The following is a 26,062-nucleotide window of genomic DNA, read 5'->3' as shown; positions in this document are numbered from 1 at the left end:
AGTTCGGTCACCACTCAAGCTGTTGCGCCCTGCCCGCGCCCCGCTCCCGGGGTCGCGGGCGGGGCCGCGTCTCTTCCTGGTCCGTTCCAGGAGGAACCATCACGTGAGCACCACCAAGAAGGTCACCGCCGCCGCCCTCGCGGCCGGGCTGGGCATCGCCGCCCTCTCCGGCTGCGCCGGGAGCGAGGAGGACGCGCACGCCGACGGCGGGCCCAAGACGGTCACCCTCGTCAGCCACAGCTCGTTCGCCGCCTCCAAGGAGGTGCTGGCCGAGTTCGAGAAGGAGTCCGGCTACACCCTGAAGGTCCTGGAGGACGGGGACGCGGGCGTGGCCGTCAACAAGGCGATCCTCACCAAGGGCAACCCCCAGGGCGACGTCTTCTTCGGCATCGACAACACCCTGCTCTCCCGTGGCCTCGACAACGAGCTGTTCGAGCCGTACGAGGCCCACGGCGCCGACAGCGTGCTGCTCGCCAAGCGGCCCCTGCTCGACAAGCAGGACCGGGTCACCCTCGTCGACACCGGGGAGATCTGCGTCAACTACGACAAGAAGTACTTCGCGGACAAGGGGCTCACCCCGCCGGAGACCTTCGAGGACCTGGTCAAGCCCGCGTACGAGAACCTCCTCGTGGTGGAGAACCCGGCCACCTCCTCGCCCGGGCTGGGCTTCCTCATGGGCACCGTCGCCGACCGGGGCGGCGACGGCTGGGCCGACTACTGGAAGAAGCTGCGGGACAACGGCGTCAAGGTCGTCGACGGCTGGGACCAGGCGTACAACGAGGAGTTCTCCGGCTCCGCCGGTGGCAAGAAGGCGGGCGGCGACCGTCCGCTCGTCGTCTCCTACGCCTCCTCGCCGCCCGTCGAGGCGATCTACTCCGACCCCAAGCCCGCCGAGGCCCCGACCGGGGTGTCCACCGGCACCTGCTTCCAGCAGGCCGAGTACGCCGGGCTGCTCGCGGGGGCGAAGAACCCGGAGGGCGGCAAGGCCCTGCTGGACTTCCTGAGCGAGCGGACCTTCCAGGCGGACATGCCGCTGAACATGTTCGTCGACCCGGTCCACCAGGACGTCAAGGTGCCCGAGGACTTCGCCGCCTACGCGGTGAAGGTGCCCGCCCCGCTGACGATGGACCCCGAGCGGATCGCCGACAACCGTGACCAGTGGGTCAAGCAGTGGACCTCGCTCGTCGTGAAGTAGGCGGCGGCGCCGACCCGGTGGAGGACCGTCCCGGCGTCCCCCGGGACGGTGCCCCCGCCGCCACGGCCGTCCCCTCCGCCACCGCTCCCGCCGCCTCCGGGCCGCGGGGGCGGGCGGCGCGGCGGGCCGCCGTGCTCCGGGGCGCGCTGATGGCGCTGCCGATGGCGTTCTTCGCGCTGTTCTTCGCCTATCCGGTGGCCGCGATCGTCACCCGGGGGCTGCGCCCCGACGGCGCCTGGCGCCTCGGCGGGATCGGCGAGGTGCTGGCGCGGCCGGAGATCCGCGAGGTGCTGTGGTTCACCACCTGGCAGGCGCTCGCCTCCACCGCGCTCACCCTGGTGATCGCGCTGCCCGGCGCCTACGTCTTCGCCCGGTTCGCCTTCCCCGGCAAGCAACTGCTGCGGGCCGTGGTCACCGTGCCGTTCGTGCTGCCCACCGTGGTCGCCGGATCGGCGTTCCTCGCCCTCCTCGGACGCGGCGGACTGCTGGAGCGGACCACCGGCACCCGGCTCGACACCACCGTGTGGGCGATCCTGCTCGCCCACGTCTTCTTCAACTACGCCGTCGTCGTGCGGACCGTCGGCGGACTGTGGGCGCAGCTCGACCCCCGGCAGGAGGAGGCCGCCCGGGTGCTGGGCGCCTCCCGGCTCACCGCTTGGCGGACCGTCACCCTGCCCGCGCTGCGGCCCGCCGTCGCGGGCGCCGCGCTGATGGTCTTCCTCTTCACCTTCACCTCCTTCGGCGTGGTGCAGATCCTCGGCGGCCCCGGGTTCTCCACCCTGGAAGTGGAGATCTACCGCCAGACCTCCCAGATCTTCGACCTGTCCAGCGCCGCCGTCCTCACCCTGGTGCAGTTCGCGGCCGTCGGACTGGTCCTCGCCGTCCACGCCTGGACCGTGCGGCGCCGGGAGAGCGGACTGCGGCTGGTGGACGCCTCGCTCACCGCCCGCCGGCCGCGCGGCGCGGGCCAGTGGGCCCTGCTCGCCGGGGTGCTCGCGACCGTCGCCGGGCTGATCGTGCTGCCGCTCGGGGTGCTGGTCGCCCGCTCCTTCCAGGACACCGACGGCGCCTTCACCCTCACCTACTACCGGGCGCTGACCTCGGCGGAGGGCGGCGCGTTCCTGGTGCCGCCGATCGACGCCATCGGCAACTCCCTGCTCTACGCGCTCGCCGCGACCGCCATCGCCCTGGTCGTCGGAGGGCTCGCGGCCGCCGCGCTGACCCGGCGCGCGGGCCGGTTCGCGCGCGGGTTCGACGCGCTGCTGATGCTGCCTCTCGGGGTGTCGGCGGTGACCGTCGGCTTCGGCTTCCTCATCACCCTCGACGAGCCTCCGCTCGATCTGCGGGCCTCCTGGTGGCTGGTCCCCCTGGCCCAGGCCCTGGTCGGGGTGCCGTTCGTGGTGCGCACGATGCTGCCCGTGCTGCGGTCCGTCGACGGACGGCTGCGGGAGGCCGCGGCCGTGCTCGGCGCCTCCCCGGCGCGCGCCTGGCGCGAGGTGGACCTCCCGCTGGTCCGGCGGGCGCTGCTGATCGCCGCCGGGTTCGCCTTCGCGGTGTCGCTGGGCGAGTTCGGGGCCACGGTCTTCATCGCCCGCCCCGACGAACCGACCCTCCCCGTCGCCGTCGCCCGGCTGCTGGGCCGCGCCGGGGAACTCAACTACGGCCAGGCCATGGCCCTCTCGACGCTGCTGATGGTGGTGTGCGCCGTGTCGCTGCTGCTCCTCGAACGCCTCAGGACCGACCACGCGGGGGAGTTCTGATGACCGCGCACGCCACGAAGACCACCACGGCCGCCACCGGGGCGGTGCCCGCGCTGCGGCTCGACGCGGCGACCGTCCGCTTCGGGGCCAGGACCGCCCTGGACGGCGTCGCCCTGGAGGTCGCGGAACGGGAGATCGTCTGCGTCCTCGGCCCCAGCGGCAGCGGCAAGTCCACCCTGCTCCGGGCGGTCGCCGGGCTCCAGGACCTCGACGCGGGCCGGGTCCTGCTCGGCGGCCGGGACCGCACGGGCGTCCCCGCGCACCAGCGGGGCGTGGGGCTGATGTTCCAGGACCACCAGCTCTTCGGCCACCGGGACGTGGGCGGCAACGTCGCCTTCGGGCTGCGCACGCGCGGCGCCGGACGGGCCGAGCAGGAGGCCCGGGTGGCGGAGCTGCTGTCGCTGGTGGGGCTGCCCGGGGCGGCGCGCCGGGCCGTCGTCTCGCTCTCCGGCGGCGAACAGCAGCGGGTCGCCCTGGCCCGGGCCCTCGCCCCGAGCCCCGGGGTGCTCCTCCTCGACGAGCCGCTCGGCCAGCTCGACCGCACCCTGCGGGAACGGCTGGTGGAGGAGTTGCGGGAGTTGTTCCGCGCGCTGGGCACCACCGTGCTCGCGGTCACCCACGACCAGGGCGAGGCGTTCGCGCTCGCCGACCGGGTGGTGGTGATGCGGGACGGCGCGGTCGCCCAGACCGGGACCCCGCTGGAGGTGTGGCAGCGTCCGGCCGACGAGTTCGTCGCCCGGTTCCTCGGCTTCGGCAACCTGGTCCGGGGCGAGGTGTCCGGCGCCGTGGCGGTCACTCCCTGGGGCCGGGTGCCCGTGCCGGAGGGGACGGCGGCGGGGGAGCGGCTGGTCCTGGTCCGTCCGGCCGGGGTCCGGCCGGTCGACCCCGGGACCGGACCGGTGTTCGAGGTGGCGGCCCGGACCTTCCGGGGCACCCACGTCGCGCTGCGGCTGCGTCCCGGGGGCGACGGCCCGCCGCTGGAGGCGGCGTGCGGACTGCGGGACGCGCCGGAGACCGGCAGCCGGGTCGGGGTCGTCTTCGATCCGGCGGAGACGGTCGTCCTCGACTGACCGGCGCCCACCCGCATTCACCCCGAGCCCACCCGCGTCCATCGGCGCCCATCGGGCCGAAGGGCCGGGACGGGCCGGACCGGCTCAGAGCGCGGACTCGTCCATCCAGATGACCTCCCAGGTGTGGCCGTCCGGGTCGTCGAAGGACCGGCCGTACATGAACCCGTGGTCCTGGGTGTCGCCCGCCGGGGAGCCGCCCCCGGTCAGCGCGGTGTCCACCAGGGTGTCCACGGCGGCGCGGCTCTCCGCGCTCAGCCCCAGCAGCACCTGGCTGGTCCGGTGGGCGTCCGCGATCTCCTTCTTCGCGAACGTGGCGTACCGCTCGTGATCGAGGAGCATCACCACCAGGGCGTCGTGGACCACGACGCAGGCCGTGTGCTCGTCGGAGAAGGTGGGGTTCAGCGCGTAGCCGAGCCCGGTGTAGAACCGCTTCGACGCCTCCAGGTCGGAGACGGGAAGGTTCACGAAGAACATCTGCCGCTGCATGGGGTGCCCTGCTCTCTCGTCGCGCGTTTCGCCTTCGCCCCTCCCACGGTGCCGCCGGGGGCGCGCCGCCGCTCGGGGAGCGGGCGGCGGGCCGCCGGGCGGCGGGTCGTGGGCCGTTCGAGGGGTAGACGGCCGTCCGGGGGAGAACTCATCGGCGTTCCACGGACTTCTTTCCGCGCGTCCGGAGCGGTCGGGCGCGGTGCGCCGGTCGCACGGACGTCCGAGGCCGTCCGGTACCGTGCGCCGGGCGGTGCCGCGAGGCACCGGCGCACCGGCACGGACCGTGGACCCCGACCGAGAGGCCGCCCGATGACGACCGACTCCGCCCGCCCCGACCCCGCCACCGGCTCCGGGCTGGCCGATCTGCTGCGCCCCCGGGTCGCCGAGGGCTCCCTCCCCGGGGCGGTGGCCCTGGTGGCGCGCGGGGGACGTACCGAGATCGCCGTGGTGGGGACGGCCGACGCCGGGGGCACCGTCCCGCTGGCCAGGAACAGCCTCTTCCGGATCGCCTCGCTCACCAAGCAGGTCACGGCCGCCGCCGTGCTGGCCCTGGTCGAGGACGGCGTCCTGACCCCGGACGCCCCCGTCGCGACCTGGCTGCCGGAGCTGGCGTCCCCCGTGGTGGTGCGCGACCCGTACGGTCCGGTGGACGAGGTGGTGCCCGCCGTCCGGCCGCTCACCGTCGCCGATCTGCTGTCCTCCCGCGCGGGGTACGGCTTCGCCTCCGACTTCACGCTGCCCGCCGTCACCCCGCTGATCACCGAGCTGCGCCAGGGGCCGCCGGACCCCGGGCTGACGCTCACCCCCGACGCCTGGACGGCGACGCTGGCCCGGCTGCCGATGCTCGCCCAACCCGGGGAGCGCTGGCTGTACAACACCTCCTCCGACCTCCAGGGCGTGCTGGTCGCCCGGGCCTCGGGCCGTCCGCTCCCCGACTACCTGGCGGACCGGCTGTTCGCCCCGCTGGGGATGACGGACACCGCGTTCCACGTCCCGCCGGACCGTCACCACCGGTTCACCCACCAGTACCGTCCCGCCGAGGACGGTTCGCTGGTGCCGGTGGACGCCCCGGACGGGACGTGGGGCCGTCCGCCGTCCTTCCCCTCGGGGGCCGGGGGGCTGGTCTCCACCCTCGACGACTGGTGGACGTTCTGCCGGGCGCTGCTCGCGGAGGGGACCGCCGCCGACGGCCGCCGGGTGCTCTCCGCGGAGTCGGTGCGGCTGATGCGGACCGACCACCTCACCGCCGCCCAGCGGGAGGACGGCGCGCTCTTCCTGGAGGGCCGGGGCTGGGGGTACGGGGCCGCCGTCGACCTGCCGTCGGACGGCGCCCCGTGGAACGTGCCCGGCCGCTACGGCTGGTCGGGCGGCACCGGGACGACCGCGCACATCGTGCCCGCCACCGGGACCGTCGCCATCCTGCTGACCCAGGTGGAGATGACCGGCCCCGAGGCCCCGCCGCTGATGCGCGACTTCTGGACGTACGCGGCCGCGTTCTGAGCCCCGGCCACGGGCCCGGCGCGCGCCGTCCGGTCCGCGCCGTGCGGTCCGGTGGAGCGGGGCTCCGGTCCGGTCGGCTCAGCGGGCCAGTGGCGCGGCGGCCAGTTCCGCGATCGCCCAGGTGAGCGGGGCGAAGAGGAGGAACAGGGCGAGCGCGCGCAGCGCGGCCGCCGCGCGCAGGGCGGTGACGGGCGCCCCCTGGCGCAGCAACGCGCCGGTGATCCGGGCCCGGGACTGCCGGGCCTCGACCGCGGCCAGCGCCAGCGCGGCGACCGCGCACCCCACGACCAGCCCCGCGCCCAGGGCGCTCAGCGGCCCGGTGTCCGGCTCGCCGCCGGTGTACAGGACGGCCGCCGCGTAGGCGCCCGACGCCACCGCGCACACCACGCCGAGGGGCCGGCCGATCCGCCGGGCCTCCCGTTGCAGCACCCGTCCGGCCAGCAGCCGTACCGGGCCCGGCCGCACCGCCTGGAGGGCCCGGCCGCACAGCCGGGTCAGTCCGGGGCCCGCGAGCGCCAGCCCCACGGCGGTCAGCGTCCAGCCGATCAGGACGCTCAGCGAGCCGCCCGCCAGCCCGCCGGGCAGCCGCAGCCCGGGGGAGGGCGCCGAGCCGCCCGTGTACGCCTCGATGGTCAGGCCCACCGCGAGCAGGGTGACCCCCCAGGGCAGATCGGTGGGGGTGGCCGGGGGAGTGCCGTCGGTGTCCTCCGGGTCGCCGGGCCCGTCGGGCCCGTCGGGGTCCTCGGCGTGCGCGGCGGCCGGGTCCGCCGGGCGCAGCAGCAGCGCCGTGGTGACGGAGGCGGTGAGGGGCACCAGCGCGAGCAGGGTGAGGACGGCCGCCAGCGGCAGCTCCCAGCCGGCGGCCAGCAGCTCGGCGGCGCCGCCCGCGAACGGCAGCGGGGCGAGGTCGCCCCGCAGGTACAGGAAGACCACCAGGGCCACCAGGGATCCGGCGGCGGTCGCCGCCGCCGTCGACACGGCCGCGAGGGCCGCGCGCCGGGCCGGGCCGAGGCCCACCGCCGACATGCCTCGCCGGGGCCGGGTGGCCGGGTCGGTGCGGGCGACGGCCACCGCCAGGTACGCGGTGGCGGCGAGCGGGGCCGCGCACCAGGCGAGCCGCAGCGAGGAGCCGAGGGCGGCGGCCGGGTGTCCCAGCGCGTAGCCGAAGGTGCACAGCAGCAGCAGTCCGGTGCCCGCCGAGGCGGTGGCCACCAGCAGCCGCCGGGCCTGGACCGAGGGGTCGGCGCCGCGGGCTAGACGGAGAGCGAGCACGCGGCCCGGCCTTCCGGTTCGCCCGCCGCCGGGCGGGCGGCGGGGGAGAGCCGTCCGTCGACGAGGGCCACCACCCGGTCGGCGAGGGCGGTGGTGGCGGGGTCGTCGGTGGCGAGGACGACGGTGATGCCGTGCGAGCGGGCGGCCGTGGTCAGGGTCCGCAGGACGTGCGCCCGGTCGGCGCGGTGCAGGGGGGCGGTGGGTTCGTCGGCGAAGACCACGGACGGCTCCCCGACCAGGGCGCGGGCGAACGCCACCCGCTGGCGCTGGGCCCGGAGCAGGGCGTGCGGACGTTTGCGGGCCAGGTCCGCGATGTCGAGGCGGGCCAGCCACTCCAGGGCGGCGGCCTTCGCCCGCCGCCGGGGCGCCCGGGCGAGCATCAGGGGCAGGGCGGCGTTCTCCCAGACGGTCAGCTCGGGCACCAGACCGGGCCGGGGGTCGATCCAGCCGAACCGGTCGCGGCGCAGCCGTTCGCGGGCGGCCGGGGTCATGGTGTGCACGGGGGTGCTGTTGAACCACACCTCGCCGCCGGGCCGGGGGAGCAGTTGCCCGGACAGCAACCGCAGCAGGGTGGTCTTGCCACTGCCCCGGGGGCCGGTGACGGCGAGCACCTCGCCCTCGCGGACCCCGAGCGACACCCCGCTGAGCGCGGGCGAGCCGTGGTGGGCGTAGCTCAGGGACCGGGTCCGGAGCACGTCGTTGTCCGGTGGGGCCGACGGGCCCGAGGGGGGCGAGGAGGGTGACGGGGGCGACAGGGCCGTCATGGCGTGCACCTCGGTTCAGTTCGGCGTCGTTCCCCCGTACGAGGGAACGAACCCGGGGCCGATCGGTCACTGGGCACCGTAGGCAGCCGGGCCCCCGCTCCCCGCCCGGCACACGGCCCGGGCGCCCCCTTCTCACTCGGAAGGGTGCGCCCGGGCCGGGGTGCCGGACGGCCGGACGGCGGGGTGGTGGCCCCGTCGCGGGAGCCGTGGTCCGCGACGGAGGAGCCGTGGTCCCGTTACAGGAGGGTCCACGCCTCCTGGAGCACGCCGCGGATGATCTGCTCCATCTCGTCGAAGGTCGACTGGTCGGCGGTCAGCGGCGGCGAGAGCTGGATGACCGGGTCGCCACGGTCGTCGGCGCGGCAGTACAGACCGTTCTCGAAGAGCTTCTTCGAGACGTGGCCGTACAGGATGCGCTCGGACTCCTCGTCGTTGAACGACTCCTTGGTGGCCTTGTCCTTCACCAGCTCGATGCCGTAGAAGTAGCCGTTGCCCCGGACGTCGCCGACGATCGGCAGGTCGTGCAGCTTCTGGAGGGTGGAGAGGAACGCGCTCTCGTTGTCGAGCACGTTCTGGTTGAGCTTCTCGCGCTCGAACAGGTCGAGGTTGGCGAGGGCGACGGCGGCGGAGACCGGGTGGCCGCCGAAGGTGTAGCCGTGCAGGAAGGTGTTGTCGCCCTTGTAGAACGGCTCGGCGATCCGGTCGGAGACGACGCACGCGCCGATCGGGGAGTAGCCCGAGGTCATGCCCTTGGCACAGGTGATCATGTCCGGGACGTAGCCGAACTTCTCACAGCCGAACATCGTGCCCAGCCGCCCGAAGGCGCAGATGACCTCGTCGGACACCAGCAGCACGTCGTACTGGTCGCAGATCTCGCGGACCCGCTGGAAGTAGCCGGGCGGGGGCGGGAAGCAGCCGCCCGCGTTCTGCACGGGCTCCAGGAAGACCGCGGCGACGGTCTCGGGGCCCTCGAAGAGGATCTGCTGCTCGATCTGGTCGGCGGCCCAGCGGCCGAACGCCTCCGGGTCGACGCCGGAGCCGTGGTCGAGGAAGGCGGGCGCCCGGTAGAGGTTGGTGTTCGGGACCTTGTGGGCGCCCGGCACCAGCGGCTCGAAGGGGGCCTTCAGCGCGGACAGCCCGGTGATGGACAGGGCGCCCTGCGGGGTGCCGTGGTAGGCGACCGCGCGGGAGATGACCTTGTGCTTGGTGGGCTTGCCCTGGAGCTTGAAGTACTGCTTGGCGAGTTTCCACGCGGTCTCGACGGCCTCGCCGCCGCCGGTGGTGAAGAAGACCTTGTTCAGGTCGCCGGGGGCGTGGTGCGCGATGCGCTCCGCCAGCTCGACGGCCTTGGGGTGGGCGTAGGACCACACGGGGAAGAAGGCCAGCTCCCGGGCCTGCTTGAAGGCGGTCTCCGCCAGCTCCGTGCGGCCGTGCCCGGCCTGGACGACGAACAGACCCGCGAGACCGTCCAGGTAGCGCTTGCCCTTGTCGTCGTAGATGTAGGTGCCCTCGCCCCGCACGATGGTGGGAACGGGCGCGTTCTCGTACGACGACATGCGCGTGAAGTGCATCCAGAGGTGGTCGTACGCGGTTCGGCTGAGGTCCTTGCTCACGGCTATCGGGTTCCCCACATATAGGTCTGCTTCTTGAGCTTCAGATAGACGAAGCTCTCGGTGGAGCGCACTCCGGGCAGGGCCCGGATGCGTTTGTTGATCACTTCCAGCAGGTGGTCGTCGTCCTCGCAGACGACTTCCACCAGGAGGTCGAACGAGCCCGCGGTCATCACCACGTACTCGACCTCCGACATGGCGGTCAGCGCGTCGGCCACCGGGTCCAGATCGCCCTCGACGGTGATGCCCACCATCGCCTGTCTGCGGAAGCCCACGGTGAGCGGGTCCGTGACGGCGACGATCTGCATCACGCCCTGGTCGAGCAGCTTCTGCACCCGCTGCCGCACGGCCGCCTCGGAGAGGCCGACGGCCTTCCCGATCGCGGCGTACGGCCGGCGGCCGTCCTGCTGGAGCTGTTCGACGATGGCGAGGGAGACGGCGTCCAGAGGGGGAGAACCGCTCCCGCTCCGGGAGCCCCTGGGGTCTGCGCTACGACTGGCCACGTCTCCCACTGTGCATGAGGACTCGTCCGTTTTGCAAGGGTAGATCGATGAAATCCGTTGTCTGTGGTGCTCGCGTGTGCGGATTTCGTAGTGGCTAGGGGGCGGGTATGTTGAAAGCGTCGGTCGCTGACTAGCATCGGCACCCGGTGGGTGTCTCACCCACCGGACACTGACCATCTGACTGGAGGGCCTGGCAGTGAGCACCCAGCTGCGTCGTCTGCGCAACTACATCGACGGGGAGTTCCGGGACGCCGCCGACGGACGGACCACCGAGGTGGTCAACCCCGCCACCGGCGAGGCGTACGCGACCGCCCCGCTGTCCGGACCGTCGGACGTCGACGCCGCGATGGCCGCGGCCGCCGAGGCGTTCCCCGCCTGGCGCGACCTCACCCCGAGCGAGCGCCAGAAGGCCCTCCTCAGGATCGCCGACGCGATCGAGGAGCGCGCCGAGGAACTGATCGCCGCCGAGGTCGAGAACACCGGCAAGCCGATCGGTCTGACCCGCACCGAAGAGATCCCGCCCATGGTCGACCAGATCCGGTTCTTCGCCGGGGCGGCCCGGATGCTCGAAGGCCGCTCCGCGGGCGAGTACATGGAGGGCATGACCTCCATCGTCCGCCGCGAGCCCATCGGCGTCTGCGCCCAGGTCGCGCCCTGGAACTACCCGATGATGATGGCCGTGTGGAAGTTCGCCCCGGCCCTCGCCGCGGGCAACACCGTGGTCCTCAAGCCCTCCGACACCACCCCCGCCTCGACCGTGCTGCTCGCCGAGATCATCGGCGCCGTGGTGCCCAAGGGCGTCTTCAACGTCGTCTGCGGCGACCGCGACACCGGCCGCGCGATGGTGGAGCACCCCACCCCCGCGATGGCCTCCATCACCGGCTCGGTCCGCGCGGGCATGTCGGTCGCCGAGTCCGCCTCCAAGGACCTCAAGCGGGTCCACCTGGAGCTGGGCGGCAAGGCCCCCGTCGTCGTCTTCGAGGACACCGACATCGCCAAGGCCGTCGAGGACATCTCCACCGCGGGCTACTTCAACGCCGGTCAGGACTGTACGGCCGCCACCCGCGTCCTCGTCCACGAGTCCATCCACGACGAGTTCGTGGCCGAACTCGCCAAGGCCGCCTCGGCGATCAAGACCGGTCAGCCCGACGACGAGGACGTCCTCTACGGCCCGCTGAACAACCCGAACCAGCTCCAGCAGGTCGCCGGGTTCATCGAGCGGCTGCCCGCGCACGCCAAGGTCGAGGCGGGCGGCCAGCGCGTCGGCGACCGGGGCTACTTCTACGCCCCCACCGTGGTCTCCGGGTTGAAGCAGGACGACGAGATCGTCCAGAACGAGGTCTTCGGCCCCGTCATCACCGTCCAGTCCTTCACCGACGAGGCCCAGGCCCTCTCCTACGCCAACGGCGTCGAGTACGCCCTCGCCTCCTCCGTCTGGACCAAGGACCACGCCCGCGCGATGCGGATGTCCAAGGCCCTCGACTTCGGCTGTGTGTGGATCAACACCCACATCCCGCTGGTCGCCGAGATGCCGCACGGCGGCTTCAAGAAGTCCGGCTACGGCAAGGACCTCTCCGCGTACGGCTTCGACGACTACACGCGGATCAAGCACGTGATGACGTCCCTCGACGGCTGAGCACGCGCTTCCCCGGTGCGGGGCGGGCGGGCCGGACCCCCACGACGGGTCCGGCGCGCCCGCCCCGCACGGGTGTGACGGGCGGTGTCCGTCCGCACGCGCGGGGCGGCGCCTTCGGCACGGACGGTGCGGCGGCGTCCCCGTCGCGGTGGGTCGGTGTCCGTCGTCACGGGTCGGGCGGGGCGGTGGCCGTCAGAGGCCGAAGGCCGCCCGGGCGATGGCGTAGGCCACCGGGTTCATGTCCGGCCCCTTCGCGTCGGTGCTGGTGACCGAGTGCACCAGGGTGCGGGAGCGGTCCCCGTCCACCGCGACCATCGTGTGGTACCCGTGCCGTCCGCCGGTCTTCAGCCACACCACCCGGCCGCCGGGGGCCTCGTACCGCTGGAAGCCCGCGCTCATCGTGGCGCCCGCCGGGTCCGTCACCTCCGGGACCGTGAACATCTCCGCCAGCTGCGGCGCGGGAACCACCTCGCCGTCCAGCAGCCCGTTCAGCAGCCGCTCCAGATCGGCGGTGGTGGAGACCATGTCGCCCGCCGCGAAGCGGTCGTACTGGTTCCACCGCGTCACGTCGACGTACTCCGTGGTCCCGTCCGGCTTCGGCACCGCCTGGTACCCCCGGTTGTGCGGGCCCCGCAGCCGGGGGTCGGCACCGGGGAAGGACGTGTCCCGCATCCCCAGCGGACGGAGGATCCGCCGCTCGGCCTCCTTCGCGTACGGACGTCCCGTCACCTCCTCGATCAGCAGGCCGAGGACGGTGTAGTGGATGTTGGAGTACCGCTGGGCCGCGCCCGGGTCGTGCGCGGGTCCCTTGGCGACGCCCGCGGCCACCACCGCGCGGTAGTCGACCGTCTCCAGCCGCTCCGCGTACTCCCGGGACCAGGACTTCGGGGGTCCGCCCGGTGACTGGATGCCGCTGGTGTAGTTCAGCAGGTGCCGGACCGCCACGGGCTTGAACTCCGGCCCCAGCAGCCCCGGCAGATAGCGCTGGACCGGCGCGTCCAGGTCGACGCGGCCCTCGGCGGCCAGCTGGAGCACCAGCGCACTGGTCACGATCTTCGTCGTGGACCCGGCGCGGAACCGGCCGTCGGGGACGGCGGCCCGGCCGGTGGTCAGATCGCGGACCCCGGCCGAGCCCCGCCAGACCGCGTCGCCGCCCACCCTGACCTGGGCGGAGGTCGCGTCCGCGGACGGCAGCCCGGAGACCGCCCGGCGCAGGGCCGCCCGGTCCAGGGCCGCCTTGCCCGGGGCGTCGTCCACGGTGGTGACCGCCGGGCCGCCGTTCCCGGTGCCGGCGGGCGCGGCGAGGGCCGGGCCGGCGGCCAGCCCCGCGCACAGCGCCGAGGCGACGACGGCGAGGGCGGTGCGACGGTTGCGTTTCATGGTTCCTCCGGACGGGGACGCTGGGTGACCCCCTCATCCTCGGGGCCCGCCCGGCACCGCCCATCGTCGTCGGGGAGGGCCCGCGACCCTGGTTCACCCCGGGGTGGACGGCTCCGTGGACGGGGGACGTCTCGGGGTTGTCCCCCATTCCGGCGGCCGTCCGCGCGGTTGTTCCCCGGGGCTCCGGGGACGGTCGCCCCGCGCGGCGGGACGGTCCCGGTCGGCCGCCCAGCGGGTGAGGTCATGGGCGAGGTCGTGGGCGCTGGTCGAGACGGCGGCCGTGTGTTCGTCCCGGACGGTGTCCTGGCGGACGACCTCGTAGCGGTCCGGGCCGAGCAGGGTCACGGAGACGGACCACCCGGGGTCGTCCCCGTCCGGCCGCACCACGAGGAAGGTGTTCCCGGGGTCGTGGAGGTCGCCGAGCATCATGAACAGCGCGTCCTCGGACGGATCGTCGATCCGGTCGCCGTCCTCGCTGTGGGCTCCGTAGTACGTGGCGCTCATCGGTGTGCCTCCGCTCCCGTTCCGGACGGATTCCGTCCCCCCGGACCCCCCGGACCCCCTGGATCCGACGTGGTTCCAGCTTGGCACGGGGCACTGACAGTCACGCCGGCTGTGGCGGCGGTGGTCGGGTTCGGCCCGGAGGGGCCGGTCGTGCGACCGGCCCCTCCGGCGGTCAGCGGGCCGGGCCCTCGGCGCCGACCGCCGCACCCCGCGCGGCCGACGCCGATGACGCGCTGAGGTTGCGGTGTTCGCGGGGGGTGAGGCCGTAGGCGGTGCGGAAGGCGCGGCTGAAGTCGGCGGGGCGGGGGTAGCCCCAGGTGGCGGCGATGGTGTGGATGGGGGTGGCGCGCAGCGCGGGGTTGGCGAGGTCGGCGTGGGCGTGTTGGAGGCGGAGGTTGCGGATGAGCGCGCCGACGGTGGTGCCTTCTTCGCGGAACAGCCGGTGGAGGTGGCCGATGGAGATGTGGTGCGCGGCGGCGACGGTGGTGGGCGTGAGGGTGGGGTCGCCGAGGTTCTGCCGGATGAAGGCCCGGATGCGCAGCACCAGGGTGCGGGTACGGGTCTGCGGCTCCAACTCACCCTCCGCGTCCACGGCGTTCGCGAACATGCCTGCCACCAGATCGGCGATGACCGAGCCCAGCCGGGGGGCGTCGGCGGCGCCGTACATGAGGTCCTTCCGGGCCAGTTGGACGAGCAGGGTGCCCAGGAGCGCGCCGAGCCCGTGCCGACTGGTCATCGGCAGCCCCATGGCCCGCTCGGCCTTCGCCGTGGGCAGGGGCAGCGACGCCTTGGGGACCTCCAGCCCCACCGACCGCATCTTCCGGCCGTTGGTCCTGATGTCCCAGGCCCGCGAGGAGTCGTTGGTGTGGTAGTCCAGGGTGCGGACGCCCGCCTGTTGCCGTCTCCAGGAGACGTCCGCCGTTCCGCTCAGGACCAGCGACAGATGGAAGGTCCCGGGGTCGCACCGGCGGACGCACCCGGGCGTGCGGTGGAAGGTGGCCGGCTGGAACACGGACGGCCACGCGATCACGGCACCGAGCTGAACCAGCCGCAGCCGGGCGTGGAAGTCCTCGGCGTGCTCGCTGGTGAGCCGCATCGGTGCGTGGGCGTCGCTCATCAGATCGCACCAGTAGGCGAAACGGTCCGCGCGCCGTACGTCGTCGCTGAGGAACGTGGTGACGGGCAGGTCGCCCGTGGACGGTGCGGTGTCCCCGTCCGTGACGCTCGCGGTGTCCCCGTCCGCGGTGTTCGAGGGGACGCGGTCCGCGCCGTCGGCGGTCCGGGAGGGCGTACCGGTTCCTGGCATGAGTCCTCCTTCGTGGTGGGCTGTCGGCCCGGCCCGGGCGCGTCGTCGTGGACGTCGTCCGGGTGCCGGGGGCCGTGTGCCCGGGCGGGAGTGGATCCGGCCGGGGAGCGCCGTCGCTCCATGGGTGTCCGTGGCCTTCGCGGTGTGGACGCGCGACGGAGGGCGCCGGGCCCCACGGGGCGCGGGCCGGAGACCGGGACGGACCGGGCCGGACCGGTGGTGGTGCGGGCGTCGGGCCTCAGGGGCGCGCGCCGTCCCCGTGGGGGGACGTTCTGGCCGTCGGCCCGGGGAGGGGGCCGAGGTTGCGGTGTTCGCGGGGGGTGAGGCCGTAGGCGGTGCGGAAGGCGCGGCTGAAGTCGGCGGGGCGGGGGTAGCCCCAGGTGGCGGCGATGGTGTGGATGGGGGTGGTGCGCAGCGCGGGGTTGGCGAGGTCGGCGTGGGCGTGTTGGAGGCGGAGGCTGCGGATGAGCGCGCCGACGGTGACGCCCTCCTCGCGGAACAGCCGGTGGAGGTGGCCGACGGAGATGTGGTGCGCGGCGGCGATCGTGGTCGCGCTGAGGCCCGGGTCGCCGAGGTTCTGGTGGATGAAGGCCCGCACGCGCAACGTCAGGTTGTGGGTGCGGGTCTCGGGCGCGAGGCCGTGCTCCGCGTCGACGGCGCTCGCGAACATCCCCGCGACCAGGCTGGTCGCCACGGAGCCCAGCCGGGCGGCGTCGGAGGCGCGGTAGGGGATGGTGTCCCCGGCGAGCTGTGCCAGGAGCGCGCCGAGCACGGCGCCGAGCCCGCTGCCGCTGTCCAGCGGCAGTCCGACGGCCCGCTCGGCCCGGGCCCGGGGCAGCGGCAGCAGGTCCTTGGGTATCTCCAGGCTCACCGTACGACAGGTCCGGTCACCGATCGCGATCTCCCAGGGCCGGGAAGAGTCGTTGGCCAGGTAGTCCCACGCGGACAGCGCGCTCCGCCGCTGCCCCCAGGAGACACGTCCGGATCCTTCGAGGAGCAGGGACACATGGAAGCTCTCGGGGTCGGACCTCCGGATGAGTGCCGGGGTGCGCTGGACGGCCAGCCGCCGGTACCCGGAGACCCACGCGAACACCTCTCCCAGGGGGATCAACCGCTGACGCGCGTGGAAGCCGGTCGAGTGCTCGCTGGTCAGACGGAGTGGCGCGTGGGCGCAGTCCATCAGTTGGGACCAGTGGCCGAACTGCTCCTCGTGCGGGACGTCCTCGCCGCGGAACCCGGTCGCGGTGAGTCCGCCGGGACGCGGTACGGAGGTCTGCCCGTCCATACGGTGGTGCGGAGCCCGCCGGGACGGGCGGACGGACGGTCGTGGCGATCCGGCTCCTGACATGAACTCCCCCTTGACGTCTGCCGGGGGCGGCGCGGCCGTACGCGCCGACGGTCGTCGGCTCACCGGTTCCCTGTCGTGGGGAACCGGTCGGGCGCTCCGGCAGAACGGAAGCCCGTCATCGGTTGCGCGAAGGACGGGACTCCAGGCGTCTTCCGCCACGTTCCGTCGATGCACCACCGCCCCCGGTGACGCAATCTTGCCCCTCCCGGCCCGCTCAGGGGCACCGGGGACCGGGGGAATGGCCAAAACCGTCCCTCCGGTCGCGACGGGCCCCCACCGGCCTTCGGAGCGGGTGCCGTCCGGAGGCCGGAGCTTTCCGGAGGACCCGAAGGAGCCCAGGTCAGCGGGGTGCGCCGGAGCGGTCCCCGGGAAGGTGAGTGGAGCGTTCCGCCGGGCCCTCCCGCCGGTCGAGGTCACTGATCGACAGGAACGTGGGTACGCGGTGCGCAGAGCGTGTGAGGGTCCTGTGACCGGTAAAAGTCTTGGGATGACCCCCCGAACGGGGGGTGGGGGTCATCCTGTGCGTGGTGCGTCGGAGGCGCGCCAGGGGACCGTGACGGCGGAAGGGGCGGTACCGGTCGGCACCGCCCCTTCCGTCCGTCCGCCCGTGGGCGGTCACCGTGTGCGGAGGATCACCTCGCGAGCCACGCCCGGGTGTACGCGTCGATCTCCCCGCCCAGCCGCTCCTTGCCCGCCGGGTCGAGGAAGGACGCCTCCACGGCGTTCAGGGCGAGGTCCGCGACCCCGCGCTCGTCCAGGGCGAGCAGCCGCGCCGCCACGCCGTACTCGCTGTTGAGGTCCGTGCCGAACATCGGCGGGTCGTCGGAGTTGATGGTGACCAGCACCCCGGCCTCGACCATCGCGGCCAGCGGGTGTTCGTCGAGGCTGGGCACCGCCCGGGTGGCGACGTTCGAGGTCGGGCAGACCTCCAGGGGAACGCGGTGCTCGGCGAGGTGCGCGAGGAGCCGCTGGTCGCGGACGGCGCTGGTGCCGTGGCCGATCCGCTCGGCGCCCAGGTGGCGCAGCGCGTCCCAGATGGTCTCCGGCCCGGTGGTCTCGCCCGCGTGCGGGACGGAGCGCAGGCCCGCCGCGACGGCCCGGTCGAAGTACGGCTTGAACTGCGGACGCGGCACTCCGATCTCCGGTCCGCCGAGCCCGAACGCCACCAGCCCCTCGGGCCGCAGCGAGTCCGTCACGGCCAGCCGGGTGGTCTCCTCGGCGGCCTCCAGACCGGCCTCCCCGGGGATGTCGAAGCACCAGCGCAGCACGACGCCCAGCTCGGCCTCGGCGGCCTTGCGGGCGTCCTCGATGGCGGCCATGAACTCCCGCTCGTCGATGCCGCGCCGCACCGAGGAGTACGGGGTGATCGTCAGCTCGGCGTAACGGACGTTCTGCCGTCCCAGGTCGCGGGCCACCTCGAAGGTGAGCAGCCGGACGTCCTCCGGGGTGCGGATCAGGTCGACCACCGAGAGGTAGACGTCGATGAAGTGGGCGAAGTCGGTGAAGCTGAAGTAGTCCGCGAGGGCCTCGGGGTCGGTGGGGACCTTGGAGTCCGGGTGCCGGGCGGCCAGCTCGGAGACGATCCGGGGAGAGGCGGAGCCCACGTGGTGGACGTGCAGTTCGGCTTTCGGCAGCCCCGCGATGAAGGCGTGCAGGTCGGTCAAGGTTCCTCCCCGGAACGGCGCCCCAGGGGGCGCTGGTGATCGGCTGATCGGTGTGACGACGTCCATCGTAGGCGGCGGTGGGCGGCTCCGCGCCGGGCTCCGGGGGGTGTCCGTCGGACACCCCCTAGCATGGGCGGACGCGTGTCGGAGGGGGCCAGCGGTGACTGAGGAGCGGAGCGGGCCGGGCGGGGTGCCCGGGTCTTCTGAACTGCCCGGGGCTTCTGGAGGCGGGGTCTCCGGGGACGGGGCCTCCGGGGAGTCCGGGGAGTCCGGGGCTTCTGGGGTGTCCGGGGCATCTGGGGCGTCCGAGGCGTCCGATCCATGGGCGCCCCCCGTGTCCCCACCGACCTCGCCGACTTCACCGGCCCCGTCGGCCCCGGGGTTCCCGCCTCCGCACGCCCAGCCGACGGTGACCTCCCTGCCCCGGCCCGTCCTCCAGCCGCCGTCCCCGGCCGGTCCCGGTCGGTGGGACGGCGGCTCACCGGGAGCGGGCGCGCCGTCCGGTCCCTTCGCCGGGGGTCCCGTCGCGCACCCGCCCGGCCCCGTCGGACCGTGGGCCCCGCCGGGGTCCCGTGCCGCCGGACCCGGGCCGGTGACGAGCCCGGTGCCCCCGCCGCCGATCGGCCCCGAGGGTCCGGGGCCGTCGCCCGGGTACCCCGCCGGGTACCCCTCGCATCCGTCGCACCCGGCGTACGGCACGGGCGGCGGTCCGGCGCCGTACCCGGGCGGGGCCGCGCCGTACGGGTACCCGGGCGGGGCCGGAGTGGGCTGGGGCGGTGGGGTCCCGCCCGCCAGGGACGGCCTCGGGGTGGCCTCGCTGGTGCTCGGCATCCTCTCGGTGTGCGTCTTCGTCCTGTGGCCGCTCGCGATCGTGCTGGCCGTCCTCGCGGTGGTCTTCGGCGGGGTGGCCCGCTCCCGGGCGTCGAAGGGCCTGGCCGTGAACCCCGGACAGGCCCTGGCCGGGCTGATCTGCGGGCTGGTGGGTTTCCTGCTGGCGGTGCTCCTGGGGGTCGCGGTGATCGCCACCGCCCGCTCCGGGCCGGTGGCGGACGCCCTCCCCGGCGCTCCCGCCGGTCCCGTCCCGTCCGCCTCGCCGGTGGCCGCGTTCCGCTGACCCCGGACGGGCCGGAGTCCGGCGGTCCGGTCAGCGGCCCAGGGCCGACCGTGGGGTCACCCCGTGGCGACGGCTCAACCGCCGCACCTCCCAGACGGACAGGGCGGTCACCGACAGGGGACCGCCCAGCAGGAACGAGTACAGCACCAGGGGCGGCGCCGCGACGTCGGGCGCGTCGGTGAGTCCGGGAACCGCGCTCCGTACCGCGGCCCCGACCCACGACCCCTGCCCCGTACCGAACCGCGCACCGGTCGCGTACCGGTCGGCCACCAGCCACCAGCCACCAGCCACCAGCCACCAGCCACCGGCCACGGACCGGCCCGCGCACCCGCCACGGCGGTCTTCGACCGTCCGACACCCGCCGCGCACCGGCCATCGACCGGCCACTGCCCGGCCGCGCACCCGGTCGCCCCACGGGTCCGCGCACCGACCGCCTCCGCCGGGCCCCTCGACCAGCCCCCTCCGCCGGGCACCCGCCAGGGACGGCCGGGGGCGCCCAGGACGGCCGGGACGCCCGGGACGGCTGGGGCGACGGGGCCATGCACGCCCCCCGTCCCGCACACCACGGACACTCCGTCCCGGGATTCCTCGCGTGACTCGACATCTGGTCGACAGATTCCGTCGCGTAACCAAAAGGCAACAACGGAATCACTTGTTGGAGCTGGGGGCCCATGTCAGGATCGGCACTCAAATCGAGCCGAAGCTACGCCGAACCCCGTCAACGGGGCATCGGCGGAGGAGAGTGCCATGCACAACGCGGGCCACCGCTTCGAGGCACAGGACCGTTTCGCCGACGGCGCCCAGTACATCGGGGGCCACCCGGCGAAGGGCACCTCTGGGCGTACCCACACCGTCGTCGACCCCGCCACGGGCGACGCGGTGTACACGTACGAACTGGCGGGCACGGCGGACGTGGACGCCGCGGTCGAGGCGGCCGGGCGGGCGTTCCCGGGCTGGGCGGGGGCCACCCCCGGCGAGCGCTCCGACGCGCTGCACCGCTTCTCCGCCGTGCTCGCGGACCGGGCCGACGAGTTCGCCCGTGCCGAGTCCCTCCAGTGCGGCAAGCCGATCAAGCTCACCCGGGAGTTCGACGTCCCGGGCACCATCGACAACACCTCGTTCTTCGCCGGTGCCGCCCGGCACCTCCAGGGCCAGTCGGCGGGGGAGTACTCCGGCGACCACACCTCGTACGTGCGCCGCGAGCCCATCGGGGTCGTCGGCTCGATCGCCCCCTGGAACTATCCGCTCCAGATGGCCGCGTGGAAGGTGCTCCCGGCCATCGCGGCGGGCAACACCATCGTGCTGAAGCCCGCCGAGCTGACCCCGCTGACCTCGTTGATGTTCGCGGAAGCGGCCACCGAGGCGGGGCTCCCGGACGGGGTCGTCAACGTCGTCACCGGCGCCGGGCGGGAGGCGGGCGAGCACCTGGTGGGCCACCCCGGGGTGGCGATGACCTCGTTCACCGGGTCCACCGCGGTCGGCAAGCGGGTCGCGGAGATCGCCACCGCCACCGTCAAGCGCCTCCACCTGGAACTGGGCGGCAAGGCCCCGTTCGTGGTCTTCGACGACGCGGACCTGGAGGCCGCCGTGCACGGCGCGGTCGCCGGGGCGCTCATCAACTCGGGCCAGGACTGCACGGCCGCCACCCGCGCGTACGTCCAGCGCCCGCTGTACGAGGCGTTCGTCTCGGGGGTGGCCGACCTGATGGCGGGCGTCCGGCTCGGTGACCCCTTCGACCGGGCCACCGACCTCGGCCCGCTGGTGTCGTACGCGCACCGCGACCGGGTCGCCGCCCTGGTGGACCGGGCGCGCGGCTACGCCCGGGTGGTGACCGGCGGCGAGGCGCCCGGCGGCGACCTGTCGAGCGGCGCCTTCTACCGGCCCACCCTGATCGCGGACGCCCCGCAGGACAGCGAGGTCGTCCAGGCCGAGATCTTCGGCCCGGTGCTGGTGGTGCTCCCCTTCGACGAGGACGACGAGGGCATCCGCCTCGCCAACGACACCCCGTACGGACTGGCCGCCTCGGCGTGGAGCCGGGACGTGTACCGGGCGGGCCGCGCCACCCGGGAGATCAAGGCGGGCTGCGTCTGGATCAACGACCACATCCCGATCATCAGCGAGATGCCGCACGGCGGTTACCGGGCCTCCGGGTTCGGCAAGGACATGTCCGTGTACTCCTTCGAGGAGTACACCCAGGTCAAACACGTCATGTTCGACAACACCGCGGTGGCCAGGAAGGACTGGCACCGCACGGTCTTCGGGGACCGCTGACCCGGCGCCCCGTCCCGTCCATCCCGCCCGTACCTCCGTCCCCGGCCCTTCCCTCAGTCCCTCAGCCCCTCCGGCCGTCCGGCACCGACCGGGGAGGGGCCCCGAACCGACGGCCCGTCCCGTCGGCACCGCTCCACCGCGCCCGTCCCCCACGCCCCGGGTCCCCCCTCAGCACCCCCGTCCCGTACCCCTCCCAGGGTTCCCCCGATCCCAGGGCTCCACCGAAAGGGCGTCACGCGCATGCAGCACGAGCCCGAGACCCTCTCCCCGGCGCAGGTGGCCGCCATGCGGCGCAGCCTCCGCGGCGGCAGGGCCGCCCTCTCCCGGCGCACCCTGCTGCGCGCCACGACCGGGGGCGCGCTCGCCGTCGGCGCGACCGCCGCGCTGAGCGGCTGCGGCATCCCGCCCGCCGCCCGCTCGGGGGGCGTCGACTCGGAGGACTTCTCCGACGAGGAGAAGCGCGTCGTCTTCTCCAACTGGACCGAGTACATGGACGTCGACGAGAGCGGCAAACGGCGGCCCACCCTGGAGGAGTTCCGGAAGCGGACCGGGATATCCGTCAAGTACACCGAGGACATCAACGACAACGTCGAGTTCTTCGGCAAGGTGAAACCGCAGCTCGCGGCGGGTCAGGACATCGGACGGGACCTGATCAACGTCACCGACTGGCTGGCCGCCCGGCTCATCCGGTTCGGCTGGGTGCAGAAGCTGGACCCCGCCAACCTGCCGAACGCGTACGCCAACCTCTCCCAGCAGTTCCGCAGCCCCGACTGGGACCCCGGACGCGCCTACTCGTACCCGTGGACGGGCATCCCGGCGGTCATCGCGTACAACCGGAAGGCGCTCGACGGGCTGGAGGTGCGCTCGCTCGGCGACCTGCTGGACGAGCCGAAGCTCAAGGGACGGGTCTCGCTGCTGTCGGAGATGCGGGACACCATGGGGCTCACCCTGCTGGACATGGGCAAGGACCCGGGCAAGGTCACCGACGACGACTTCGACGCGGCGATCGCCCGGGTGCAGAAGGCCGTCGACCGGGGCCAGGTGCGCCGCTTCACCGGCAACGACTACACCTCGGACCTCTCCAAGGGGGACATCGCCGCCTGTGTCGCCTGGGCCGGTGACGTCGTCCAGCTCCAGGCCGACAACCCGGACATCGGCTTCGTGATCCCGGACAGCGGCTACATGATCGCCACCGACAACCTGCTGGTCCCCAACCGGGCACGGCACAAGCGCAACGCCGAACGGCTCATCGACTACTACTACGAGCCGGGACCGGCCGCCCGGCTCGCCGCGTACATCAACTACGTGTGCCCGGTGGACGGCGTCCGGGCGGAGCTGGCGAAGATCGACGCGGACGCCGCCGACAACCCGCTGATCATCCCCGACGGGGAGATGGCGTCGAAGTCGCACTCCTTCCGTTCGCTGTCCTCCAAGGAAGAGACGGCGTACGAGACGAAGTTCGCCAAGCTGACCGGAGCCTGAGCCACGACCGGGGCCCTTCCGCCGGGCCCCGGCCCCGCCGACCGCCCCCGGCCCTCCGCACCGCCCCGGCCTCCGCACCGCACCGCCCCCGGCTCTCCCGCCGGGCCCGCGCCGGCCCCGGCCCCGGCTCCCGCTCTCCGGAGCCCTCCCGCCCTCCGGGCGCTCCCCGCCCCTCGACCCCCGGGACCCACCATGACGACCGACCACGGCGGCGACGTCCGCCTCACCGGGATCAGCAAGACGTACGGCTCCTTCACCGCCGTCCATCCGCTCGACCTGACCGTGCCGCAGGGCTCCTTCTTCGCGCTGCTCGGCGCCTCCGGCTGCGGCAAGACGACCACCCTGCGGATGATCGCGGGCCTGGAGGAGCCGACGACCGGCACCGTCGTCCTCGGCGACCAGGACGTGACCGCCCTGCCGCCCTACAAACGGCCGGTGAACACCGTCTTCCAGTCGTACGCGCTCTTCCCGCACCTCGACGTCTTCGAGAACGTGGCCTTCGGACTGCGCCGACGGGGCATCCGCTCGGTGAAGAAGCAGGTCGGGGAGATGCTCGACCTGGTGCAGCTGGGCGACCTCGCGCGCCGCAAGCCGCACCAGCTCTCCGGCGGCCAGCAGCAGCGCGTCGCGGTCGCCCGCGCCCTGATCAACCACCCCCGGGTGCTGCTGCTCGACGAGCCGCTGGGCGCCCTGGACCTCAAGCTGCGCCGTCAGATGCAGCTGGAGCTGAAGCGCATCCAGACAGAGGTCGGCATCACCTTCGTGCACGTCACCCACGACCAGGAGGAGGCCATGACGATGGCCGACACGGTCGCGGTGATGAACAAGGGCCGGGTCGAGCAGCTCGGCGCCCCCGCCGATCTGTACGACCGGCCGACGACCACGTTCGTGGCGAACTTCCTGGGCACCTCCAACCTCATCGACGCCTCCGTGGTCTCCCGTGACGGCGGGGACCTGGTGGCGGGGGTCGCGGACGGCACCCTGCGGCTGCCGGTGGCGCGCTGCGCGGGCCGGACCACCGAGGGCGGCCGGATCCTGGTGGGCGTCCGTCCGGAGAAGCTGTCCCTGGTCCACGAGGACGACGCGGCGGACGTCCCGGCCGGACGGAACCGGGTCGCCGGGACCATCACGGCCACCAGCTTCATCGGGGTGTCCACCCAGTACCTGGTGGAGAGCCCGGTGAGCGCGGTCAGCTCCGGCGGTCCGGGCTTCGAGGTGTACGTGCAGAACGTGGAGCGGGACGCCCGGCTGGTGCCCGGCGCCCGGGTCGTCCTGCACTGGAACCCGGAGCACGGCTTCGGGCTCGACGCCGCCCAGGACGCCGACGCGGGCACCGAGCCGGTGGGGGAGGCGGCGTGAGCACCCTCACCGACCCCGCGAAGGCCGGGGAGCCCGCCGGGGCCGAGGTCCCCGCGCCCGCCCCGCCGTCCCCGCCGCCCGGCCCCCGACCGCGCGGCCGGTTCGTTCCGTACTGGCTGCTGCTGCCGGGACTGCTGTGGCTGCTGGTGTTCTTCGTGCTGCCGCTGGTCTACCAGGCGTCGACCTCGGTCCAGACCGGCTCCCTCGAAGAGGGCTTCACCGTCACCTGGCACTTCGCCACCTACGTCGACGCCTTCACCGAGTACTGGCCGCAGTTCCTGCGCTCGGTGCTGTACGCGGGCTCCGCGACCGTGCTGTGCCTGCTGCTCGGCTATCCGCTGGCGTATCTGATCGCGTTCCGCGCGGGCCGCTGGCGGGGACTGCTGCTGGTGCTGGTGATCGCCCCGTTCTTCACCAGCTTCCTGATCCGCACCCTGGCCTGGAAGACGATCCTCGCCGACAGCGGACCGCTGGTGGAGCTGCTGGACGCGCTGCGGATCCTGGACGTCACCAGCTGGCTGGGGATGACGGACGGGGACCGGCTGCTGGCCACCCCGCTCGCGGTGGTCTGCGGACTGACGTACAACTTCCTGCCGTTCATGATCCTCCCGCTGTACACCTCCCTGGAGCGGATCGACGGACGGCTGCACGAGGCGGCGGGCGACCTGTACGCCCGCCCGTTCACCACCTTCCGCCGGGTGACGCTCCCGCTGTCGATGCCGGGCGTGGTCTCCGGGACGCTGCTGACCTTCATCCCGGCCTCCGGCGACTACGTCAACGCCGACCTCCTCGGCTCCACCGACACCCGCATGATCGGCAACGTCATCCAGACGCAGTTCCTGCGGGTCCTCGACTACCCGACGGCCGCCGCGCTGTCGTTCCTCCTCATGGCCGCCATCCTGGTGATGGTCACCTTCTACATCCGCAAGTCGGGGACGGAGGACCTGGTCTGATGGCCCCTCTGCGCTGGATCCGCCGCCATCTCGTCGTCATCGCCGGGCTGCTGACCCTGGGCTATCTGCTGCTGCCCAACGTGGTCGTCATGGTGTTCTCCTTCAACAAGCCGAAGGGCCGCTTCAACTACGAGTGGCGGAACTTCTCCACCGAGGCGTGGCGCGACCCGTGCGGGGTCGCCGATCTGTGCGGCTCGCTCGCGCTCAGCCTCCAGATCGCCGCCTGGGCCACCCTGGGCGCCACCGTGCTGGGCACGATGATCGCGTTCGCGCTGGTCAGATACCGCTTCCGGGCCCGGGGGGCGGTCAGCGCGCTGATCTTCACCCCGATGGCGATGCCCGAGGTCGTGATGGCCGCCTCGCTGCTGACGCTGTTCCTCAACATGGGAGCCGAGCTGGGCGTCACCACCGTGCTCATCGCCCATGTGATGTTCTGCCTCAGCTTCGTGGTGACGGCCGTCAAGGCCCGGGTGATGTCCATGGACCCCCGGCTGGAGCAGGCCGCCCAGGACCTCTACGCCGGACCGGTGCAGACCTTCCTGCGGGTGACCCTGCCGATCGCCGCCCCGGGCATCGCGGCGGGCGCGCTGCTCGCCTTCGCGCTCTCCTTCGACGACTTCATCATCACCAACTTCACCGCGGGCTCCACGGTCACCTTCCCCATGTTCGTCTGGGGCTCGGCGCAGCGCGGAACGCCCGTTCAGATCAATGTCATCGGGACGGCCATGTTCCTCGTCGCCGTACTGTTCGTGCTGATCGGCATGGTGATCGGCAACCGCCGGCGGCGCCAGCGCGCGTGACGCCCGGCACCACCCGTCCCCGGTCCGCGCACCACCGCGGCGCGGACCCGTACACCCGGCACCACCCTGGTAGGGAGTTGACATC

21 protein-coding genes and 1 pseudogene are annotated in these 26,062 nt (G+C 73.6%); 11 read left to right on the top strand and 11 right to left on the bottom strand.

Going from position 1 to position 26,062, the window contains the following annotated elements:
• Window positions 1–103: 103 nt before the first annotated feature.
• The 3 genes from ACVWNX_RS08020 (at window position 104) to ACVWNX_RS08010 (ending at window position 4,025) form a co-directional block, all read left to right on the top strand.
• A complete protein-coding gene (locus ACVWNX_RS08020; RefSeq protein WP_454413196.1) occupies window positions 104–1,195 on the top strand; it encodes a thiamine ABC transporter substrate-binding protein in 1,092 nt (363 codons plus the stop codon).
• 149 nt (window positions 1,196–1,344) lie between these two features.
• Entirely contained in the window at window positions 1,345–2,955 is a 1,611-nt protein-coding gene (locus ACVWNX_RS08015; RefSeq protein ID WP_454414672.1) for an ABC transporter permease, read from the top strand.
• Complete coding sequence (locus ACVWNX_RS08010) at window positions 2,955–4,025, top strand: ABC transporter ATP-binding protein (protein WP_454413195.1); 1,071 nt, start codon at window positions 2,955–2,957, stop codon at window positions 4,023–4,025. The genes ACVWNX_RS08015 and ACVWNX_RS08010 overlap by 1 nt, the downstream gene beginning before the upstream one ends.
• A gap of 84 nt (window positions 4,026–4,109) precedes the next feature.
• Here ACVWNX_RS08010 and ACVWNX_RS08005 read toward each other — a convergent pair whose 3' ends face one another.
• Entirely contained in the window at window positions 4,110–4,511 is a 402-nt protein-coding gene (locus ACVWNX_RS08005; RefSeq protein ID WP_454413194.1) for a VOC family protein, read from the bottom strand.
• A gap of 309 nt (window positions 4,512–4,820) precedes the next feature.
• Between ACVWNX_RS08005 and ACVWNX_RS08000 the strand changes: the two genes are divergently transcribed.
• Window positions 4,821–6,011 (top strand): serine hydrolase domain-containing protein, encoded by a 1,191-nt coding sequence (locus tag ACVWNX_RS08000; protein WP_454413193.1) that lies wholly within the window; start codon window positions 4,821–4,823, stop codon window positions 6,009–6,011.
• Window positions 6,012–6,089: 78 nt separating this feature from the next.
• Here the strand turns inward: ACVWNX_RS08000 and ACVWNX_RS07995 are convergent, their stop codons facing one another.
• The 4 genes from ACVWNX_RS07995 to ACVWNX_RS07980 all read right to left on the bottom strand — a co-directional run bounded on the left by ACVWNX_RS07995 (window position 6,090) and on the right by ACVWNX_RS07980 (window position 10,160).
• A complete protein-coding gene (locus tag ACVWNX_RS07995) occupies window positions 6,090–7,283 on the bottom strand; it encodes a hypothetical protein (RefSeq protein ID WP_454413192.1) in 1,194 nt (397 codons plus the stop codon).
• Complete coding sequence (locus ACVWNX_RS07990; protein ID WP_454413191.1) at window positions 7,265–8,047, bottom strand: ABC transporter ATP-binding protein; 783 nt, start codon at window positions 8,045–8,047, stop codon at window positions 7,265–7,267. The genes ACVWNX_RS07995 and ACVWNX_RS07990 overlap by 19 nt, the downstream gene beginning before the upstream one ends.
• 236 nt (window positions 8,048–8,283) lie before the next feature.
• Window positions 8,284–9,678, bottom strand: a complete 1,395-nt coding sequence (locus tag ACVWNX_RS07985) for an aspartate aminotransferase family protein (RefSeq protein ID WP_454413190.1) — start codon at window positions 9,676–9,678, stop codon at window positions 8,284–8,286.
• Window positions 9,663–10,160 carry an Lrp/AsnC family transcriptional regulator gene (locus ACVWNX_RS07980; protein ID WP_454413189.1) on the bottom strand — a complete coding sequence of 166 codons (498 nt, stop codon included), beginning with the start codon at window positions 10,158–10,160 and terminating at the stop codon, window positions 9,663–9,665. The genes ACVWNX_RS07985 and ACVWNX_RS07980 overlap by 16 nt, the downstream gene beginning before the upstream one ends.
• A gap of 196 nt (window positions 10,161–10,356) precedes the next feature.
• Here ACVWNX_RS07980 and ACVWNX_RS07975 point away from each other — a divergent pair, with 196 nt between their 5' ends.
• Entirely contained in the window at window positions 10,357–11,796 is a 1,440-nt protein-coding gene (locus ACVWNX_RS07975) for a gamma-aminobutyraldehyde dehydrogenase (RefSeq protein WP_454413188.1), read from the top strand.
• A gap of 192 nt (window positions 11,797–11,988) precedes the next feature.
• Here the strand turns inward: ACVWNX_RS07975 and ACVWNX_RS07970 are convergent, their stop codons facing one another.
• From ACVWNX_RS07970 to ACVWNX_RS07950, 5 genes and pseudogenes are all read right to left on the bottom strand, one after another.
• Entirely contained in the window at window positions 11,989–13,176 is a 1,188-nt protein-coding gene (locus ACVWNX_RS07970; protein ID WP_454413187.1) for a serine hydrolase domain-containing protein, read from the bottom strand.
• A 207-nt stretch (window positions 13,177–13,383) separates the two neighbouring features.
• Window positions 13,384–13,680 (bottom strand): annotated as a pseudogene (locus tag ACVWNX_RS07965) (hypothetical protein); the annotation flags it as partial.
• Between the two features lie 172 nt (window positions 13,681–13,852).
• The gene (locus ACVWNX_RS07960; protein ID WP_454413186.1) at window positions 13,853–14,986 is read right to left on the bottom strand and encodes an AraC family transcriptional regulator; all 1,134 of its coding nucleotides are present in this window, start codon (window positions 14,984–14,986) and stop codon (window positions 13,853–13,855) included.
• 238 nt (window positions 14,987–15,224) lie between these two features.
• A complete protein-coding gene (locus ACVWNX_RS07955) occupies window positions 15,225–16,271 on the bottom strand; it encodes an AraC-like ligand-binding domain-containing protein (RefSeq protein WP_454413185.1) in 1,047 nt (348 codons plus the stop codon).
• A gap of 695 nt (window positions 16,272–16,966) precedes the next feature.
• Window positions 16,967–17,998 carry an adenosine deaminase gene (locus ACVWNX_RS07950; RefSeq protein WP_454413184.1) on the bottom strand — a complete coding sequence of 344 codons (1,032 nt, stop codon included), beginning with the start codon at window positions 17,996–17,998 and terminating at the stop codon, window positions 16,967–16,969.
• Between the two features lie 592 nt (window positions 17,999–18,590).
• Between ACVWNX_RS07950 and ACVWNX_RS07945 the strand changes: the two genes are divergently transcribed.
• Window positions 18,591–19,112 carry a DUF4190 domain-containing protein gene (locus ACVWNX_RS07945; RefSeq protein WP_454413183.1) on the top strand — a complete coding sequence of 174 codons (522 nt, stop codon included), beginning with the start codon at window positions 18,591–18,593 and terminating at the stop codon, window positions 19,110–19,112.
• Between the two features lie 30 nt (window positions 19,113–19,142).
• Here ACVWNX_RS07945 and ACVWNX_RS07940 read toward each other — a convergent pair whose 3' ends face one another.
• Window positions 19,143–19,424, bottom strand: a complete 282-nt coding sequence (locus tag ACVWNX_RS07940; RefSeq protein ID WP_454413182.1) for a hypothetical protein — start codon at window positions 19,422–19,424, stop codon at window positions 19,143–19,145.
• Between the two features lie 435 nt (window positions 19,425–19,859).
• On the opposite strand from ACVWNX_RS07940, the gene ACVWNX_RS07935 reads away from it, so the two are divergent.
• From ACVWNX_RS07935 to ACVWNX_RS07915, 5 genes are all read left to right on the top strand, one after another.
• Window positions 19,860–21,383 (top strand): gamma-aminobutyraldehyde dehydrogenase, encoded by a 1,524-nt coding sequence (locus tag ACVWNX_RS07935; RefSeq protein WP_454413181.1) that lies wholly within the window; start codon window positions 19,860–19,862, stop codon window positions 21,381–21,383.
• 240 nt (window positions 21,384–21,623) lie between these two features.
• On the top strand, window positions 21,624–22,865 hold the full coding sequence (locus tag ACVWNX_RS07930; protein ID WP_454413180.1) for an ABC transporter substrate-binding protein: 1,242 nt from the start codon (window positions 21,624–21,626) through the stop codon (window positions 22,863–22,865).
• 192 nt (window positions 22,866–23,057) lie between these two features.
• A complete protein-coding gene (locus tag ACVWNX_RS07925; protein WP_454413179.1) occupies window positions 23,058–24,224 on the top strand; it encodes an ABC transporter ATP-binding protein in 1,167 nt (388 codons plus the stop codon).
• Complete coding sequence (locus ACVWNX_RS07920) at window positions 24,221–25,177, top strand: ABC transporter permease (protein WP_454413178.1); 957 nt, start codon at window positions 24,221–24,223, stop codon at window positions 25,175–25,177. Before ACVWNX_RS07925 ends, ACVWNX_RS07920 begins: the two co-directional genes overlap by 4 nt.
• Window positions 25,177–25,977, top strand: a complete 801-nt coding sequence (locus tag ACVWNX_RS07915) for an ABC transporter permease (protein ID WP_454413177.1) — start codon at window positions 25,177–25,179, stop codon at window positions 25,975–25,977. Before ACVWNX_RS07920 ends, ACVWNX_RS07915 begins: the two co-directional genes overlap by 1 nt.
• Window positions 25,978–26,062: the final 85 nt, after the last annotated feature.

The sequence above is a fragment of the Streptomyces sp. JNUCC 64 genome (assembly GCF_054484115.1).
The sequence above is the reverse complement of the archived record's forward strand: the minus strand, read 5'-3'. Positions and strand labels throughout refer to the sequence as shown.

Bases quoted from the DNA above. Each gene is read 5' to 3' on its own strand.
- ACVWNX_RS08000 (WP_454413193.1), top strand. From the start codon at position 4,821: ATGACGACCGACTCCGCCCGCCCCGACCCCGCCACCGGCTCCGGGCTG.
- ACVWNX_RS07990 (WP_454413191.1), bottom strand. From the start codon at position 8,047: ATGACGGCCCTGTCGCCCCCGTCACCCTCCTCGCCCCCCTCGGGCCCG.
- ACVWNX_RS08015 (WP_454414672.1), top strand. From the start codon at position 1,345: ATGGCGCTGCCGATGGCGTTCTTCGCGCTGTTCTTCGCCTATCCGGTG.
- ACVWNX_RS07935 (WP_454413181.1), top strand. From the start codon at position 19,860: ATGCACAACGCGGGCCACCGCTTCGAGGCACAGGACCGTTTCGCCGAC.
- ACVWNX_RS07930 (WP_454413180.1), top strand. From the start codon at position 21,624: ATGCAGCACGAGCCCGAGACCCTCTCCCCGGCGCAGGTGGCCGCCATG.
- ACVWNX_RS07915 (WP_454413177.1), top strand. From the start codon at position 25,177: ATGGCCCCTCTGCGCTGGATCCGCCGCCATCTCGTCGTCATCGCCGGG.
- ACVWNX_RS07970 (WP_454413187.1), bottom strand. From the start codon at position 13,176: ATGAAACGCAACCGTCGCACCGCCCTCGCCGTCGTCGCCTCGGCGCTG.
- ACVWNX_RS07925 (WP_454413179.1), top strand. From the start codon at position 23,058: ATGACGACCGACCACGGCGGCGACGTCCGCCTCACCGGGATCAGCAAG.
- ACVWNX_RS08005 (WP_454413194.1), bottom strand. From the start codon at position 4,511: ATGCAGCGGCAGATGTTCTTCGTGAACCTTCCCGTCTCCGACCTGGAG.
- ACVWNX_RS07955 (WP_454413185.1), bottom strand. From the start codon at position 16,271: ATGGACGGGCAGACCTCCGTACCGCGTCCCGGCGGACTCACCGCGACC.
- ACVWNX_RS08010 (WP_454413195.1), top strand. From the start codon at position 2,955: ATGACCGCGCACGCCACGAAGACCACCACGGCCGCCACCGGGGCGGTG.
- ACVWNX_RS07960 (WP_454413186.1), bottom strand. From the start codon at position 14,986: ATGCCAGGAACCGGTACGCCCTCCCGGACCGCCGACGGCGCGGACCGC.